The sequence below is a fragment of the Fibrobacter sp. genome, from assembly GCA_017503015.1.
In the GTDB taxonomy this organism is placed as follows: domain Bacteria; phylum Fibrobacterota; class Fibrobacteria; order Fibrobacterales; family Fibrobacteraceae; genus Fibrobacter.
In genome coordinates, this window is record JAFVTX010000033.1 from 1 (window position 1) to 15297 (window position 15297).

Annotated in this window: 13 protein-coding genes; 11 read left to right on the forward strand and 2 right to left on the reverse strand. The window is 50.8% G+C overall.

Annotated features, from left to right (window positions below):
• From IKB43_06355 to IKB43_06365, 3 genes are all read left to right on the forward strand, one after another.
• On the forward strand, window positions 1-709 hold a 709-nt coding region (locus IKB43_06355; GenBank protein ID MBR2469756.1), incomplete at its 5' end, for a M23 family metallopeptidase.
• A 274-nt stretch (window positions 710-983) separates the two neighbouring features.
• Window positions 984-1421 carry a hypothetical protein gene (locus tag IKB43_06360; GenBank protein ID MBR2469757.1) on the forward strand — a complete coding sequence of 146 codons (438 nt, stop codon included), beginning with the start codon at window positions 984-986 and terminating at the stop codon, window positions 1419-1421.
• Window positions 1422-1568: 147 nt separating this feature from the next.
• Window positions 1569-2954: a TrpB-like pyridoxal phosphate-dependent enzyme gene (locus tag IKB43_06365; GenBank protein ID MBR2469758.1), complete on the forward strand. Its 1386-nt coding sequence runs from the start codon at window positions 1569-1571 to the stop codon at window positions 2952-2954.
• Window positions 2955-3056: 102 nt separating this feature from the next.
• On the opposite strand, the gene IKB43_06370 is transcribed toward IKB43_06365, so the two are convergent.
• On the reverse strand, window positions 3057-3581 hold the full coding sequence (locus tag IKB43_06370; protein MBR2469759.1) for a nitroreductase family protein: 525 nt from the start codon (window positions 3579-3581) through the stop codon (window positions 3057-3059).
• Between the two features lie 179 nt (window positions 3582-3760).
• On the opposite strand from IKB43_06370, the gene metG reads away from it, so the two are divergent.
• From metG to IKB43_06390, 4 genes are all read left to right on the forward strand, one after another.
• Window positions 3761-5830 (forward strand): methionine--tRNA ligase, encoded by a 2070-nt coding sequence (gene metG / locus IKB43_06375; protein MBR2469760.1) that lies wholly within the window; start codon window positions 3761-3763, stop codon window positions 5828-5830.
• Window positions 5831-6127: 297 nt separating this feature from the next.
• A complete protein-coding gene (locus IKB43_06380) occupies window positions 6128-6322 on the forward strand; it encodes a hypothetical protein (GenBank protein ID MBR2469761.1) in 195 nt (64 codons plus the stop codon).
• Between the two features lie 12 nt (window positions 6323-6334).
• Window positions 6335-7045, forward strand: coding sequence for a hypothetical protein (locus tag IKB43_06385; GenBank protein ID MBR2469762.1), 711 nt, complete (start codon window positions 6335-6337; stop codon window positions 7043-7045).
• Window positions 7042-7524, forward strand: coding sequence for an 8-oxo-dGTP diphosphatase (locus IKB43_06390; protein ID MBR2469763.1), 483 nt, complete (start codon window positions 7042-7044; stop codon window positions 7522-7524). Before IKB43_06385 ends, IKB43_06390 begins: the two co-directional genes overlap by 4 nt.
• Here the strand turns inward: IKB43_06390 and IKB43_06395 are convergent.
• Entirely contained in the window at window positions 7517-8971 is a 1455-nt protein-coding gene (locus IKB43_06395) for a BamA/TamA family outer membrane protein (GenBank protein ID MBR2469764.1), read from the reverse strand. The genes IKB43_06390 and IKB43_06395 overlap by 8 nt on opposite strands.
• Before the next feature lie 139 nt (window positions 8972-9110).
• Here IKB43_06395 and IKB43_06400 point away from each other — a divergent pair, with 139 nt between their 5' ends.
• The 4 genes from IKB43_06400 to IKB43_06415 all read left to right on the forward strand — a co-directional run.
• Complete coding sequence (locus IKB43_06400; GenBank protein ID MBR2469765.1) at window positions 9111-11441, forward strand: RND transporter; 2331 nt, start codon at window positions 9111-9113, stop codon at window positions 11439-11441.
• Window positions 11419-12615: a pyridoxal phosphate-dependent aminotransferase gene (locus tag IKB43_06405; GenBank protein MBR2469766.1), complete on the forward strand. Its 1197-nt coding sequence runs from the start codon at window positions 11419-11421 to the stop codon at window positions 12613-12615. The genes IKB43_06400 and IKB43_06405 overlap by 23 nt, the downstream gene beginning before the upstream one ends.
• 24 nt (window positions 12616-12639) lie before the next feature.
• Window positions 12640-14703: an ATP-binding cassette domain-containing protein gene (locus IKB43_06410; GenBank protein MBR2469767.1), complete on the forward strand. Its 2064-nt coding sequence runs from the start codon at window positions 12640-12642 to the stop codon at window positions 14701-14703.
• Window positions 14700-15297: serine/threonine protein kinase (locus IKB43_06415; GenBank protein MBR2469768.1), on the forward strand; the 598-nt coding region annotated here is incomplete at its 3' end. The genes IKB43_06410 and IKB43_06415, both read left to right, overlap by 4 nt.

The window sequence follows — 15297 nt, forward strand, 5'->3', positions numbered from 1 at the left end:
CCGGCTTTCGCTTGCACCGTCATTCGAATACACCTTTGACGGCAAGGAATCCATGCAGAGGCTCGCTCGTTACGCCATCGGGCGATTTATGTCCGTGATTACCGACGAGAAAATGGTCAAGCAGTATGTGCAGGAGACCTTGAAAGAAAATGGCTACCCAGAAGACCTGGGCCTTGCAAACGACAGGAATATTCCTCCAGAAGGAACTGTTGTCAAGTTTTCCAAGCCCGAATACATCGAAAGTACGGCTTCAGATTCTATCGGCAACGCCTGGAGGTACTGGACATCTATTGTTTCGGACTCTATCGCCTACATTACGGAGTTTTACCACGAAAAACAGACCAAGGAATTCCGGCAGCACAATGGTATCGATTTGGCAAGCCGCCAAGGGGCCCGTATCCTTGCGCCATTTGCCGCCAAGGCCTGGACCAGCAAAGACGAACGAGGCGGCATTATCATCGGGCTTGTACGGCAAAAAGACGTTATCTTGTTCATGCACTGCGACCAGCTTTTGTACCTAGACGGCCAAGACGTGATGCAGGGCGACCCCATCGCTACCGTAGGCGTTACAGGGCATACCACCGGGCCCCACGCCCACATTGTGACAGGGCTTATCGACCCCAACGGTGACAAGCGTATCGGGAATGTGAAGTACAGGGTTATCGACCCCATGAAGTGGTACTACCGGTTTAAGCCGACGTTGTTTTAGAGGCTCGGGGCTCGAGGTTCGAGGATCGGGGTGTGAGGTCGCTTCGCTTTGGGGTGTGAGGTGTGAGGCTCGGGGCTCGAGGTATGTCATCTTGGGCACGGAGGGCTGGCCGTGTGACGGGCGTCACAGCAAGAGTTTTCAAAAAGCCCTCACAAAACTTTTATTTTTCTTTTTTGGCTTTTTGTTTGCGATTTATTACAAAATTGCTCTTCTTTTTTCCGCTTAAAAAAATATCTTTGTGATGTATTTTTAAGCGGGAAAAAAAGGAGAAATAATGAAAAAAATCTCGTTGGTCGTGTTCATGCTTATCGCAGCCATTTTGATGGGCTGCTCCTCAGTCAAGGCCCCTAAGGCTAGCCTTGCCGACCACGATGAAGACCATAACATTCCCGCCATCGATGAGATGATTATTTCCATGAAAAAGGAATACATCCAGAAATGCTACATGCCGGTAGCCAAGCGGGAACCTCCTGAGAACGCCTGCCAGACCGAGCTGTTCCAGCTTCTGGAACGTCGCTACCATGCCGACTACAGCCAAGATCATGTGGACATGGCCAGCAACGACCTGTTCTTCAAGGATATCGATGCCGAAATCAACAAGATGGTCCGTTCTGACCCTGAAGTTAGGGCAGCACTTCGTAACGGTGCTTTCCAGAGCATCAACGAGATGAAGACCTACTATAAGAGCAAGTACATGTTCAGCCACAATTAGGCTTTACAATTTTTGACAAAAGCTTTGGCCGCCTTGTTTGGCGGCCTTTTTTGTATAGTTTTGAAGCCATGGATTTGCCAATGGGTTTGCCATTAAATATATTGTGCTTGCAAAAATTGGTGATAGACCACAAACAAAGGAACACCCATGAGAAATTCGCTCAAGCTTGATGGTCCGGTCAAGACTTACCTCGACGAAAACGAACTCCCGAAGGCATGGTACAACGTGCGTGCCGACATGAAAAAGAAGCCCGCACCGCTCCTGAACCCCGGTACCGGCAAGCCGGTGACCTTCGAAGACCTGCAGCCCGTGTTCTGCGACGAACTTATCAAGCAGGAACTCGACAACGATACCGCCTTCTTCGAAATTCCCGAAGATATTCTCACTTTCTACAAGATGTACCGCCCCTCCCCGCTCGTCCGCGCCTACTTCCTGGAACAGGCGCTCGGCACTCCGGCGCACATCTACTACAAGTTCGAAGGCAACAACACCAGCGGTAGCCACAAGCTGAACTCCGCCATTGCGCAGGCCTACTACGCCAAGAAGCAGGGCCTCAAGGGCGTGACCACCGAAACGGGTGCTGGCCAGTGGGGCACAGCCCTTTCCATGTCCACCGCCTTCTTCGGACTGGACTGCCAGGTCTACATGGTGAAGGTCTCCTACGAACAGAAGCCCTTCCGTCGCGAAGTGATGCGCACCTACGGTGCATCTGTCACCCCGTCGCCTTCCATGACCACCGACATCGGCAAGAAGATTAACGCCGAATTCCCGGGCACCACCGGAAGCCTCGGCTGCGCCATCTCCGAAGCCGTGGAAGCCGCCGTGAAGCAGCCGGGTTACCGCTACGTTCTCGGTTCTGTGCTGAACCAGGTACTGTTGCATCAGTCCGTGATCGGTCTTGAAACCAAGGCCGCCCTCGACAAGCTGGGCGTGAAGGCCGACCTCATCATCGGTTGCGCCGGCGGTGGTTCTAACCTCGGTGGCCTTATTAGCCCCTTCGTCGGCGAAAAGCTCCGTGGTGAAGCCGACTACGACATTCTCGCCATCGAACCGGCAAGCTGCCCGAGCTTTACCCGCGGCAAGTATGCCTACGACTTCTGCGATACCGGCAAGGTCTGCCCGCTGGCCAAGATGTACACGCTGGGCTCTAGCTTCATCCCGTCCGCGAATCACGCCGGCGGCCTGCGCTACCACGGCATGAGCACCATCCTCTCTGAACTCTACGACCAGAAGCTCATCCGTGCTGCTTCCGTGGAACAGACCAAGGTGTTCGAGGCCGCCAAGCTCTTCGCCCAGACCGAAGGCATCCTCCCGGCTCCGGAATCCAGCCACGCCATCCGCGCCACGATTGACGAAGCGCTCAAGTGCAAGGAATCCGGCCAGGCTAAAAACATTGTGTTCGGCCTTACCGGCACGGGTTACTTCGACATGGTGGCCTACCAGAAGTTCAACGACGGCGAAATGAGCGACTACATCCCGACGGATGAAGATATCGCGAAGAGCCTCGCGCAGCTTCCGAAGGTGAACGGCTAATTGTCATTGCGAGAGGCGGCAAGCCTCGAAACAATCACTCACCAAACTTAAAAGTCCCGGACATGGCGTCTGGGACTTTTTCTAACCTACTGCGAAACGAAATTACAACGCTTCGGCGAATTCTTCCATACTCTTGCGCACAGGGTGTCTGGGCGAAGGGCCTCCCCCATTTTCTGAATCGGCATAGCCGACATCCAAAAGGCAAGCCAGCTTTAAGTTGTTCGGAAAACCAAAAGCCTTTTCAATTTCAGAAGCGTTGAAGCCACGTGCCCAGAGGGTGGCAAGGCCTATGTCGGTGGCCTGCATCATCATGGAGGTGGCGACGATGCTCGCATCCATCACGCCGCTGTTGAAGTTGTCGTTGTACTTTTCGGCGGTATAGCACTTGGGTTCATCATAGCAGACCATCAGCACCACGGGGGCGTTATAGGCCATACGGGTAATGCCGCGAATCTTTTCCAGGGCCTCGGGAGACTTGATGACCTTCACGGTCACGGGCTGAGCGTTGATTGCCGTCGGAGAAAGGCGGCCCGCTTCGAGCACCTGGGCGAGTTTTTCGGATTCTACGGCCTGGGCAGTGAATGCTCGGCAGCTATAGCGGTTTTTAGCCAAATCCATGAAAGACATAATATACCTCGTTTTTGAGGAAATATAAGTATTTCAAGTTAGACCATATGGAAAAGTTACTAGTTGCTAGTTACTAGTTAATAGGTATTAGAAACCAAAAACAGCTTGGATAGCCTAGTAACTAGTAACTTAGAACTGCGGCTACGCCGCATTAACTATTAATTTCTATCTTTGGAGCCATGAAAAAATTTTACGTTACTACCCCGATTTATTACGTGAATGACGCCCCGCATATTGGGCACTCCTACACCACCGTTCTCGCGGACATCCTCACCCGCTTCCACAAGATTCTGGGCTACCAGACCTTCTTCTTGACCGGTACCGACGAACACGGCCAGAAGGTGCAGCGCGCTGCCGACAAGCGTGGCGTGACTCCGCAGGAACACGTAGACGAATACTACCACCGCTTCGAAGATTTGTGGAAGAAGATGAACATCGGAAACGATTTCTTCATCCGCACTACGATGCCCGAACACAAGGCCTTTGTGCAGGAATGCCTCCAGAAACTCTGGGACAAGGGCGAAATTTACTCAAAGGAATACGAAGGCTGGTACTCCGTCGGCGAAGAACGCTTCTTTACCGAAAACGAACTGGACGAAAACAAGTGCGACCCCATCAGCCACCGCCCTGTGGAATGGCTCAAGGAAAAGAACTACTTCTTCAAGATGGGTTCTTACCAGCAGAAGCTGATTGACTTCCTCGAAAGCCACAAGGACTGGATTGTGCCGGACTACCGCTGGAACGAAATCCGCGGGTTCCTGCGCCAGCCGCTGAACGACCTGTGCATCAGCCGCCCGAAGGCACGCCTCAGCTGGGGCATTCCGCTGCCCTTCGACACCGACTACGTGACCTACGTGTGGTTCGACGCCCTCCTGAACTACGTGAGCGCTTCTACCGCCTTCCACAAGACTTATGCCGACGGCACGCCGATTTGGCCCGCCACTTACCACCTAATCGGCAAGGACATCTTGACCACCCACAGCGTGTACTGGCCCACCATGCTCATGGCTCTCGACATTCCGCTCCCGCAGCACATCTTGGCCCACGGCTGGTGGCTCGTGAACGGCGGCGAAAAGATGAGCAAGTCTGCAGGCAACGTGGTGAACCCCATGGACTACATGGAAAAGTACGGCATCGACGCGTTCCGCTATTTTCTCGCCCGCGAAATGGTGGTGGGCCAGGACGCGAACTTCACCCACGACGCCTTCGTGCGCCGCATCAACAGCGACCTCGCCAACGACCTGGGTAACGTGCTGAACCGCGTGCACCGCCTGGTGCTCAACAATTTTGAAGGCAAGCTTCCCGCAGCAACCTCCATCGGTGACGCCGAGAAGGAAGTCATCGAACTTGCGAACAAGGTGATTGCCGAAATCAAGGAAGGCCTGCCCCAGGCCCGCCTCTCCCAGTCCATCGAGACCATCATGCAGCTGGTGCGTAGCATCAACCGCTACCTGGAAGTCAAGGCCCCGTGGAAGCTCGCCAAGGACGAAACCAAGAAAGACGAACTCGCAACCGTGCTCTACATCTCAGCCGAAGCCGTGCGTCTTTCCCTCAGCCTGCTGTGGCCGGTAATCCCCGCCAAGGCAGAAGAAGGCCTCGCCATGATTGGCTGCAAGTTCCAGAGCGCCGACGACCTCGCCTGGGGAATCCTCAAGGGCGGCGAAGCATTCGGCGAAGGCAAGCCGCTCTTCCCGCGTATTGAAGAAGAAGTCAAGAAGCAGGAAGCCCAGAGCAAGCCCAAGCAGAACAAGCCCCTGATGGCCGCCGACGTGCCTGCCGCCATGGACATGCGCGTGGCCCAGATCAAGGAAGTGGCCGACCATCCGGATGCCACGAGCCTCTACGTGCTCAAGGTGGACGCCGGCGAGGGCGAACTCCGCACCATCTGCAGCGGCCTCAAGAACAGCTACAAGGCCGAGGAACTGAAGGACCGCAAGATTTTGCTGTTCGCGAACCTGAAGCCCAGCGCTCTTCGCGGCATCATGAGCCAGGGCATGCTCTTTGCGGGCGACCTCGACAACGAGGCACACACCTGCAGGCTCGTCTCCGTGCCCGAAGACGCAAAGCCCGGTGACCGCGCCCTGTTCAAGGGTGTAGCACCCAGCGAACCGCGTGAACTGAAGGTGAAGGACTTCGAGAAGATTGCGCTCTCCGTGAAAGGTGGCGCGGTGTTCTGCGACGCCCTCGCGCTTGAAGTGAATGGGAAGCCCGTGACCTGCGATGTCGCCGACGGCAATGGGGTGCATTAAGCGACCGCTCGTTCGTCGTCTCGGGTATCAAGACCTCCGGTTTCTCACTCGCTCTCGCAACCGCCCCAGTTTAATAACTGGGGCTTTGTTGCTCACGAAGCGACCATTCGCGCTAGATTCTGTATAACAGGTACAGGGCTGGCGCTCACTCCCACCTAAAGGTGGCCATGTACACTAAGCGCTAAAGCGCAAGTGTCCAAAGGTCGCCTACGACGACTCGTCAATACGAGTCATCTACGGCTCACAGAGATTATTAGGGAGGGCGAAGCCTTCCCGATTTTTTGTATATTGCTCTCCATGAGCATTAAAGAAAACAAGATCTTCCTTTTCTGTAAAAATTACCTGAAATCCCTGAATTGGATTGTTCTCCTTGGCATCGCTCTTTTTTGCATTGCACTTGCAATTGTGAATAACATCCGCGTAGATGATGCCAAGTCTGTCACTTGGATCGGTTCCCAGGACATTCTGGAAAAACCGGCGGATATTCTCTAGAAGGAGGCGGAAATGATTGATTGTTTTCAGCCTCAGAATCGCAAGCGTTCTATTATTTCTGGCATCTTAATGCTGGTGGCCACCTTCTTTGTGTCCGTATGCGTTGCCGAAATCAGTTTTCCGGAATCCATACTGACTTTTACCGACCAGGAATGGCTTATTGACCTGTGGCCCAAGGCTTACCGTTACAACATCCAGGTGGGACTTTGTGCCCTGATTATTGGCAGTGCCCTGATTGTGCCCGCATTCAAAATTCAAAAGGATTTCGCCATCCGCGCCCTGGAAACCCTCTGCCGTATCGGCATTGGCGGCATGTTCATCTTTGCCTCGATTTTCAAGATCCAGAACCCTCACGAATTTGCGGTTCTTGTAGCACAGTACCAGTTTTTCCCGGCACTTCACCTGGAATTCCTGAACAATTTCTTTGCCCTCGTCTATCCGCAATTTGAATTGTGGTTTGGACTCGCCATGATTGTTTCGCCCTTTGTGCGGGAATCGGCCCTTGCCATATTCTGGATGTTCGTAAGCTTTATTATCGCCCTCGGCTGGGCGCTTTACCACGACCTGGGCATCACTTGCGGGTGTTTCGAGATTGAAGGTGCTGCCGACAAGGCGGAAACCTGGACCAGCCTGATTCGCGACCTGATTCTGATTTGGCCTACCCTCTGGCTTGCCACACGCAAGAACAAGAGCCTGATTTCTATCTGGAAGGCTTCCAAGTGATCAACACTTCCCTTTGTTATATCGAGCAGGACGGCAAATACCTGCTGCTCCACCGCATCAAGAAAAAAAACGATATCAACAAGGACAAGTGGATCGGCATTGGCGGAAAATTTGAAGAAAACGAATCTCCCGAAGACTGCATTGTTCGCGAGGCCCGCGAAGAAACAGGCTTGACCATCGTCCCCAAATATAGAGGCATTGTCACTTTCATTTCAGACGGGATGAACGAGACAGAGTTTATGCACCTGTTTACGGCCAAAGAATTTAGCGGAACAGTGCGGGAATGTGACGAAGGCGTTCTGGAATGGGTGTCGAAAGAAGACGTAATCAAGCTCCCCCACTGGGATGGTGACATGATTTTTCTTTCGCTGCTGAATCGGGATGTTCCCTTCTTTTCGCTGAAACTCACCTACCGGGGAAGCACTCTCGTTGAAGCCATTCTAGACGGCAAAAACGTCGATTACAGGGATTTTATTTGAATTCCGGCGCAATGGTCAAAATCAGGTTGACCCCGTGCAATCCATGGAAACCCACCTGGGCACGGAAAAGGTATAGTTCCGGCATCCTAACGCGAATACCGAAACCCCAGGAATTGTAGAATCGGTCAAAGCTGAATTCTTTTACCTTTTCGGCGTGCATAGCATATTCGTCAAACAGCACCCCATCTACAAACCGGTCAATGGGCCAACGATATTCGGCGCTAAGTCCCATGATATGATATGCCGACCATTCGTCCCCGTAACCTCGCATTGGATACCGGGCATTCATTGTCGGGAAGGCGTTGAAGGGAGCTCCACCCTTGTCCATTTCCCACATATTTTCCATTCTGAACTGGAGGGCAACGACTCTTCGTTCAAGGAGCGTTTCCCTGATGTTTTCGGGTCTCCATACGCGAAGAGCCTCATCCCAGGAAAAATCCGTGTAGAACTTGCGGCTTTGCCTTGCTTCTCTTGCCGAAAGAATGTATTGCTTAGCCTTTCCAAAGTAGAAATAATGCTGCCAGATAAGGCTGTTGTAGATGTAGTCGTGGCTCTTGTCGCTCTTGGGAACTTTTCCGCTTCGCTGAGAGTCAAAAGAATCATACCTTATTCCCCCATACTCCGGCGCAAAATTGTATTCTCCGGAGAGGATGACTCTGTCCCCTTTCGAAGGAGCGTACGGAAAGTCCAAATCGTCATACACCAGAGATAGAGCTACGGAATACTGTTTTGAAGATTGATATAGACCACGATCGGCGATAGAAAAAACTGCATCGTTCAAAATACTGTCTTTTGAATTGTCCGGGAGATCTGCATCGATAAACATCTGGCTCGTTGACAGTTCCAAATTCAATTTCTTGGACTTGGTCAAGGGAGCTCCGATTCTCCATTGAAAGCTCATGGTTGAATCGGGTTGAATAAAGGCTTCCTTGGTTCCTGGAATAATAAAATTGGCGTCGCTGTCCCAATACAACTTGTAACGGAAGCCAACAAACAACGGAAGTCCGAAAGGTTCCTGCTTGGTGTAACGGTCCGAAAGGTACAGGTCACCGTTAGCATAATAGCTGCCTTGCAACACCAGATAATCCCTATTAAAGAGAATACTCCGGTGACGGTATGTCATACCCAACTGCGTTTGGGTTCCTGGTTTTAGGTTCATTGTGGGATAGACAAAAATTTTCTTGTCTTCACCAAAGGACATCAACTCTACGGACTTTTCAACAACACCGTTGTTCAAGACATACCGAACAGGGGCGGACAACGGATAAACGGCAGCATTCAATACGGGCTGTAAAATATGGGCATAAAGCCAAGAATCGTCTTCACCCGCCGTTTCTTCGGCAATTGCCGGTTGAAACAAAAGAAGGAATAGCAAAAGAACTAAAGGTCTTATGGACCTTTGAAGATTCCATGCGTTACTCCCCTTGTTTCTATGACCCAAATACATTCTAGGACACAATATAATTATATTTCAAGTGATGTTTTCGCTAGTCACAAAAATCATCAAAAGAGCGACTCAATATCCGATAGCCATATTGGTTATATCTTTTGTCCTAGCGTTACTTTCTATCTATCCCGTCCAGAATTTGCGGTGGGAACTTCAGTTACAGGACGCCCTGACCTCAAAGGGGAGCTCACCCCTTTACCATCAAGAAATAGAAGAAAAATTCGGGGCCCTCGGAAGCCTGACCGTTGTCATGGAGTCCGAAGACAGCACCCTGAACTATTTCGCCGCACGGTCGTTATACCAAAGATTGCAAGCTGACTCGACCATTCATTTTGCCGAATTTGAAACGGATATCGAGTTCTACAAGAAGCACAGTCTGCTCTATATCGAAGAAGATGACCTGGACACGGTCGCCAATAGAATCCAGACGTTGCAAGAAAAAATCACTCTGGCCCACAACCCCCTATATGTGGACATGTCCGACGAGTCACAGACTTCAGTCGATTCAAATGACAACAAGACCAACCAGGCCATTCTTGATTTTACTGATCTGGAAAACAAGTATTTCACCATCCTTTCGAGAACCCACGCCAGCAGTGACGGGAAAATTCGTGTTGTCGATATCTACCCTAAAAATTCCCTATCCGACTTACAGGCCAACCGAGACTTGCTCGGCAAAGTCAAGTCATTCTTCAGGGACAATCCTAAATATGGCTCCATAAAAGTCTATTACACCGGAAAAGTCTACGACACCATCCAGACGGGGCGGACGCTACTCCCCGAGGCAAAATTTGCAGGAAAAATCACCGCCCTGTTCATCTTGCTTCTTTTCATTATCCATTTCTATAAGCAACCCCAGCTAATACTGGTATCGGCGATTCCAGTGGGGCTCCCGATCCTTTACACCCTGGCCCTGGCTTGGCTGCTGTATGGACGCATCAACGTATTCACCCTGTTGCTTGCCCTGGTTCTGCCCGGACAGGCCTGTCAAGTTATTACCCATGTACTGAACCGATACTTTATAGAACGGTCCAGAAACTTGAGTCCCAAGCTTTGCATTGAGAGCGCTGTTCTAGGGATTGGTCCATCTACAGCGGTATCGGCCGGAATCATGGCTTCGTTTTTCGCCTGCATGATTATCGTGCCTGTGGCCGGAATCCGCGAGCTCGGCATCCTCGGTTCCATAGGCTGCATTTTAAACTGGATTTTCACCATACTTATCTCTACATCTCTCCTGCACTTGTTCCAGCGCAAAAAAGCCTTCTCTGTCAACAGCTTCCGTTTCCAGAGTGTGTTCAAGATAACGCTCCTTTCTTACAGGACCAACGGAATCATTATAGCCGTTCTTTCCGTATTGAGTCTTGCGGCGTTGATTTATGGCGGTGTGAACCTGAAATTCCTTTATGATTTCAGGCAGACTGAACTCCCCCGCGAAGAACGGGTGGCGGATTCGTTAATCGCAAAAACAGGTTTCCCTCAATATGACCCCGTCATCGTCATGATGTCAAAAGACAATGGCGATGAACTTTATAGAAGGTTCAAACAACTCAAGTCCAAGGGCAAGATTCCTAATATTGAGAACGTTTATACCTTAAGCGCATTCTCGCCAAAGAATCAGGTCAACAAGAAAGAAAAGCTTAAAGAAATCCAGGCTTTCTTTACTAGCGACATCTTGCAGCAGCTGGATTCTGCCGAAAAGCTGAATGTCTCGAAGATTTCTGAGATTCTTTACCGATTCGATTTTGATGAAGACGACCAACCCGAAAATATCCGCAAGAAGTTTAGCGACATCGACGGGAATGCAGGGGCCTTTGCCTTTATCTTTTCGAACATCAATCCGAACAACGGACTGGAATGTAGGCACCTGGCACACGACCTAGCCCTCCTGAATGGCTCGGATGATAGCACCTACAAGATGACGGGCGTGCCTGTTGTGCGGGCAAAGTTCTTGGACCTAGTGCTTTCTAATGTCGACAAGACCATTTTCTTGGGGTCTGTTCTGGTGTGGTTCTTCTTGCTGTTCTTCTACAATCGTTTCAGCAGGGCCATTTTTACAATCCTCCCTTCCCTATTTGCCATGAGTTGGCTATTGGCCCTAATCAACGTCCTTGGAATCAAGCTTTCTGTCTATAGCACTATCGCCTTCCCGATTTTGATTGGAGCAAGCGTTGACGGTTCTATCCAATTGTGGACCGCCTACTACGAAAAGCGGAAAGGAACCGCCCTCACCCTTTTGCAAGGCAAGGCTTTCTCTATTTCCATAAGCCAGATGGCCGCCATGATTGGAACCTACGGTTTGCTGATTTCATCGCATCCTGGCCTAAAAAGCATCGGACAAATTTCGTTTATCGGACTGATTTGCATCTCAATCGCCCAGTTCACAATGTTTTCGTTAATTGCAGGTTCTCTAGACAACTACAGAATCCTGCAAAGGCAAAAAAAAGAAAATGCCCAAAAGTCTCTCCAATAGAACACTGAATATTGCCGCCTCCCTGACAGTTGCCATTGACAGCCTTGCCAAAAAAATGATTGCCGAAGGCAAGGACGTGGTTAGTCTTGGTGCCGGCGAACCGGATTTTCCGACTCCAGAACCTATCTGCAAGGCGGCACATTGCGCCATCGACAGCGGAAAGACCCGCTATACCGCACCCGTCGGCATTTTGGAGTTGCGCAAGAAAATCTGCGAAAAGCTCTCCAAAGAAAACGGGCTCCGTTATGAACCCGAACAGATTACGGTCACCAGCGGCGCAAAGCATGCCGTGTTCAACTCCCTTGCCGCCTTGATAAACCCCGGTGACGAAGTGATTATTCCAGCCCCTTATTGGGTGACTTATCCTGAATTGGTGAAATGGCTTGGAGGCGTTCCCGTATTTGTTGACGGATTGCAAGAAAATGATTTCAAGATAACGGCCGAACAGCTGAAAAAAGTTTGTAATGACAAGACCAAGGCCATTTTAATGAACAACCCTTGCAACCCTACCGGTTCCGTGTATAGCCGCGAGGAATTGGAGGCCTTGGCAAAGGTCATTGTCGAAAATGACCTATACTGCATTTCTGACGAAGTCTATGAATATTTCGTTTATAAGGGAACATTTACCAGCATTGCCTCTATTGAAGGGATGAAGGACCGTTCCATTGTCATCAACGGTTTTTCCAAGTCTTACTGCATGACCGGCTGGCGCGTAGGCTACGACGCCTCCCCCGCCCCCATCGCCAAGATTATCGGGAAAATCCAAGGGCAAGCTACGCACCACCCGAGCAACATCGCCCAGTACGCCGCCTTGGGTGCTCTAGAGATGGGAAATGCCGAGTCTCTCAAAATGAGGGAGGTTTTCCGCAAGCGCAGGGACTTTATGGTGTCAAAAATCGGCGATGCCCTGGGGCAAAAGCTGCGCGCTCCCGAAGGAGCCTTTTACCTTTTCGCCCCTGTGAGCTCCGTCTATGGAAAATCAACGCCTGACGGAAAGACCATCAAGGGGTCCGTAGATTTGTGCGAATACATTCTTGAAAGTCAAGGGCTTGCCATTGTACCAGGAGCAGCTTTCGGAAACGACAACTGCGTGCGTTTTTCTTATGCTGCCAGCGACGAAAATTTGGGAAGTGCCTGCAGGCGTTTCGAAGCTGCCATCAGGAGCTTGAAGTAGACGATCTAAAGGGCATCCGACGACATGTTCCATATAGTCACACCCGAAAAAGGAAAGCCGTTTACCATCGGACGAAAAGAGGATTGCGACATCCGATTCTCCGACGTTTTCGTTTCCAGGGAACATGCGACCATAGAATTCAACGACGGATTATGGAATCTAAAGAACCTTTCAAGCAATAGCGTCACCCAGGTCAACGATGAAGACGTCTCTGAAATTTCTCTGAAAGATGGCGACATCATCGTCATCGGGCTTCACCGCTTGAGAGTGACTTTACGGGGCGACGCCCTTTCCCTGCTGCTTCTGGACGCATCTGATTCTACGGAATCCTACACCTTGACCTCAGAAGACCAGGAGATTACACAGGAAGGTGAAAACGGGAACACCGCGTTCAAGGCGAAACTTTTGGGTTCTGGCTGCAGACTCCATTTTGCAAAAAAATTGACGGATTCCGACGGCAAAAAAGGACACGAAATTCGCCTGGATGCAGGCGACACCATCCGTCTTGAGAACTTCGAGTTTTCGTTCCAGGCTGGTGACTTGCTGGTCAAGCGGGTCATGTCCGGATTTGACGTGACGCTTAGGAATCTAGATGTTTATGCCGGTAAAAAAGAGCTGTTGTCCGACATAAACCTCTACCTGCCCGCAGGAGAAATTCTTGCCATTATCGGACGCTCCGGCCAAGGAAAATCTTCGCTTCTAAAACTTCTGAAAGGGGAATACACCAAGTCTCCCGAAGGCGAAGTCCTATATTCCGGGCTGGATTACCGCAATAAGGAAATCCGCAAACGGATAGCCTTCTTACCGCAGGACCCGGCGCTCCACAAGGACTTGACCGTCATGGAAACGCTCCTGCATGGGGCGAAAATTTCCATGGACAAAAAGGAGCTGAAGGAATCTTTCCAGGAACGGGCTGACCGAATTTGCGAGCTGTTCGGACTTACCGCCCGCAAGAACAACCCCGTAAAGACTCTGAGCGGTGGCGAAATGCGAAGGCTTGCCTTGGCCCAGGAACTTATCGGCTCTCCTGGCCTGATTGTGCTGGACGAGCCCCTTTCGGGCTTGGACCCCTACAACGCAAACATTCTGTGCACCCACCTGAAACAGCTGGCCTTCTTGGGCCATACGGTAATTCTCACCACCCACAGCTACGAGGCCCTGAACATCGCCAACAAGGTGTTGGTTATCCATCAAGGGAAACAGGTGTTCTATGGTTCACGCGAAGAATCGGTGGGGTTTTTCAATACCAAAAGTGCCGAAAATATTTTAGCGGGGTTGAACGACGACTCCTTTATCCGCTGGGCATCTTCGAAAAAATCTATGGAAGTGGCTGACGGCGAAAAGAAGAACCGAACCTATTTCAAGACCGATAAAAAATCGACTCTACTCCCCTACCATATCCAGTTGATTCTCAAGCAGTGGTTCCGCGACAAGGGAAAACTCTTTGCCCTGTTTATACAGCCCTTTATTCTCGGATTTGTCTTCTCCCAGATTTTCTCCAATAATTCGCCTCTTGGGATTGTAAGTTTTGCCTTAATCCTCTGTGCCAACTGGTTTGCCCTTTCTCTATCGATTCGAGAGATCGTCCAAGAAAAAGAAATTTTGACTAACGATTTGCGAAAAGGCATGTCCATCGCCCCCTACCTGCTTGCCAAAACGGGAATTCCCTCTGTTGCAGCCTTCTTGCAGACCTTCGTTATTTACGGTTTTATCTCCTTCAAGGTGACGATGCATCCGACCTTGCCGATTCTTGCCCTCGTGTTTGCCCTGACGGTGATTCCTGCCATGTGCATGGGTTGCCTTGTCAGCGCATTTTCCAAAAATCCCGGCCAGGCAAACGCTTTCTTGCCCCTGATTATCATTCCGCAGGTGGCCTTGGCCGGAGCCCTTGTTCCCCTGGACCAGATGCAGGCTATCGGAAAGGCACTTTCCTTTGCCATTTGGTCAAGGTTCGACCAGGACGCCCTTCTGGATTTACTTTTGGACAGGCCTTTCGAGAGCCTGAACTTTGTAATGCTGATGACACTCATCATTATATTTTGTATTATAACCTTCGTCAATTTACACCTTCTTAGAAAAGCAAAATGAGTCCCGAGAATCAATCAAATACTTTCCCTCGCCCCTTTAACGAAAACTACGACCTGATAGATACTCTCGGACGGGGAGGCATGGGCTACGTCTATAAGGCCCTGGACAAAAGGCTCGGCCGCGAAGTGGCCCTAAAGGTGTTGGACTCGTCTTCTGACGAAGAGGCAATCCAGAGGTTTTATCTGGAAGCCCAGGCCATGAAAGAACTGGACCACATGAACATTGTCCAGATTTTCGACTTTGGAAAGCAGGCCAACCAGCTTTTTATTGCCATGACCTATGTGAAGGGAGTGGCCCTCTCCGACATCTTGCAGAAGCAGAGCAAGCTCCCCTTCTCTTCTATCGAGGTGATTATCAAGCAGATTGCCCGCGGTCTTTTGTACGCCCACAACCGCGGTATTGTCCATAGGGATGTGAAGCCCTCCAACATCATGATTACCCACGATAACCGTGTCTATATTATGGATTTCGGGATTTCTTACATCCAGGAGATGGAAAAACAGCGTCTTACCAGAACGGGCATGACCATGGGCACGCCCGAGTATATGTCTCCGGAGCAGTGCCACGGCGAAGAAGTGACCCTGCAGTCCGACA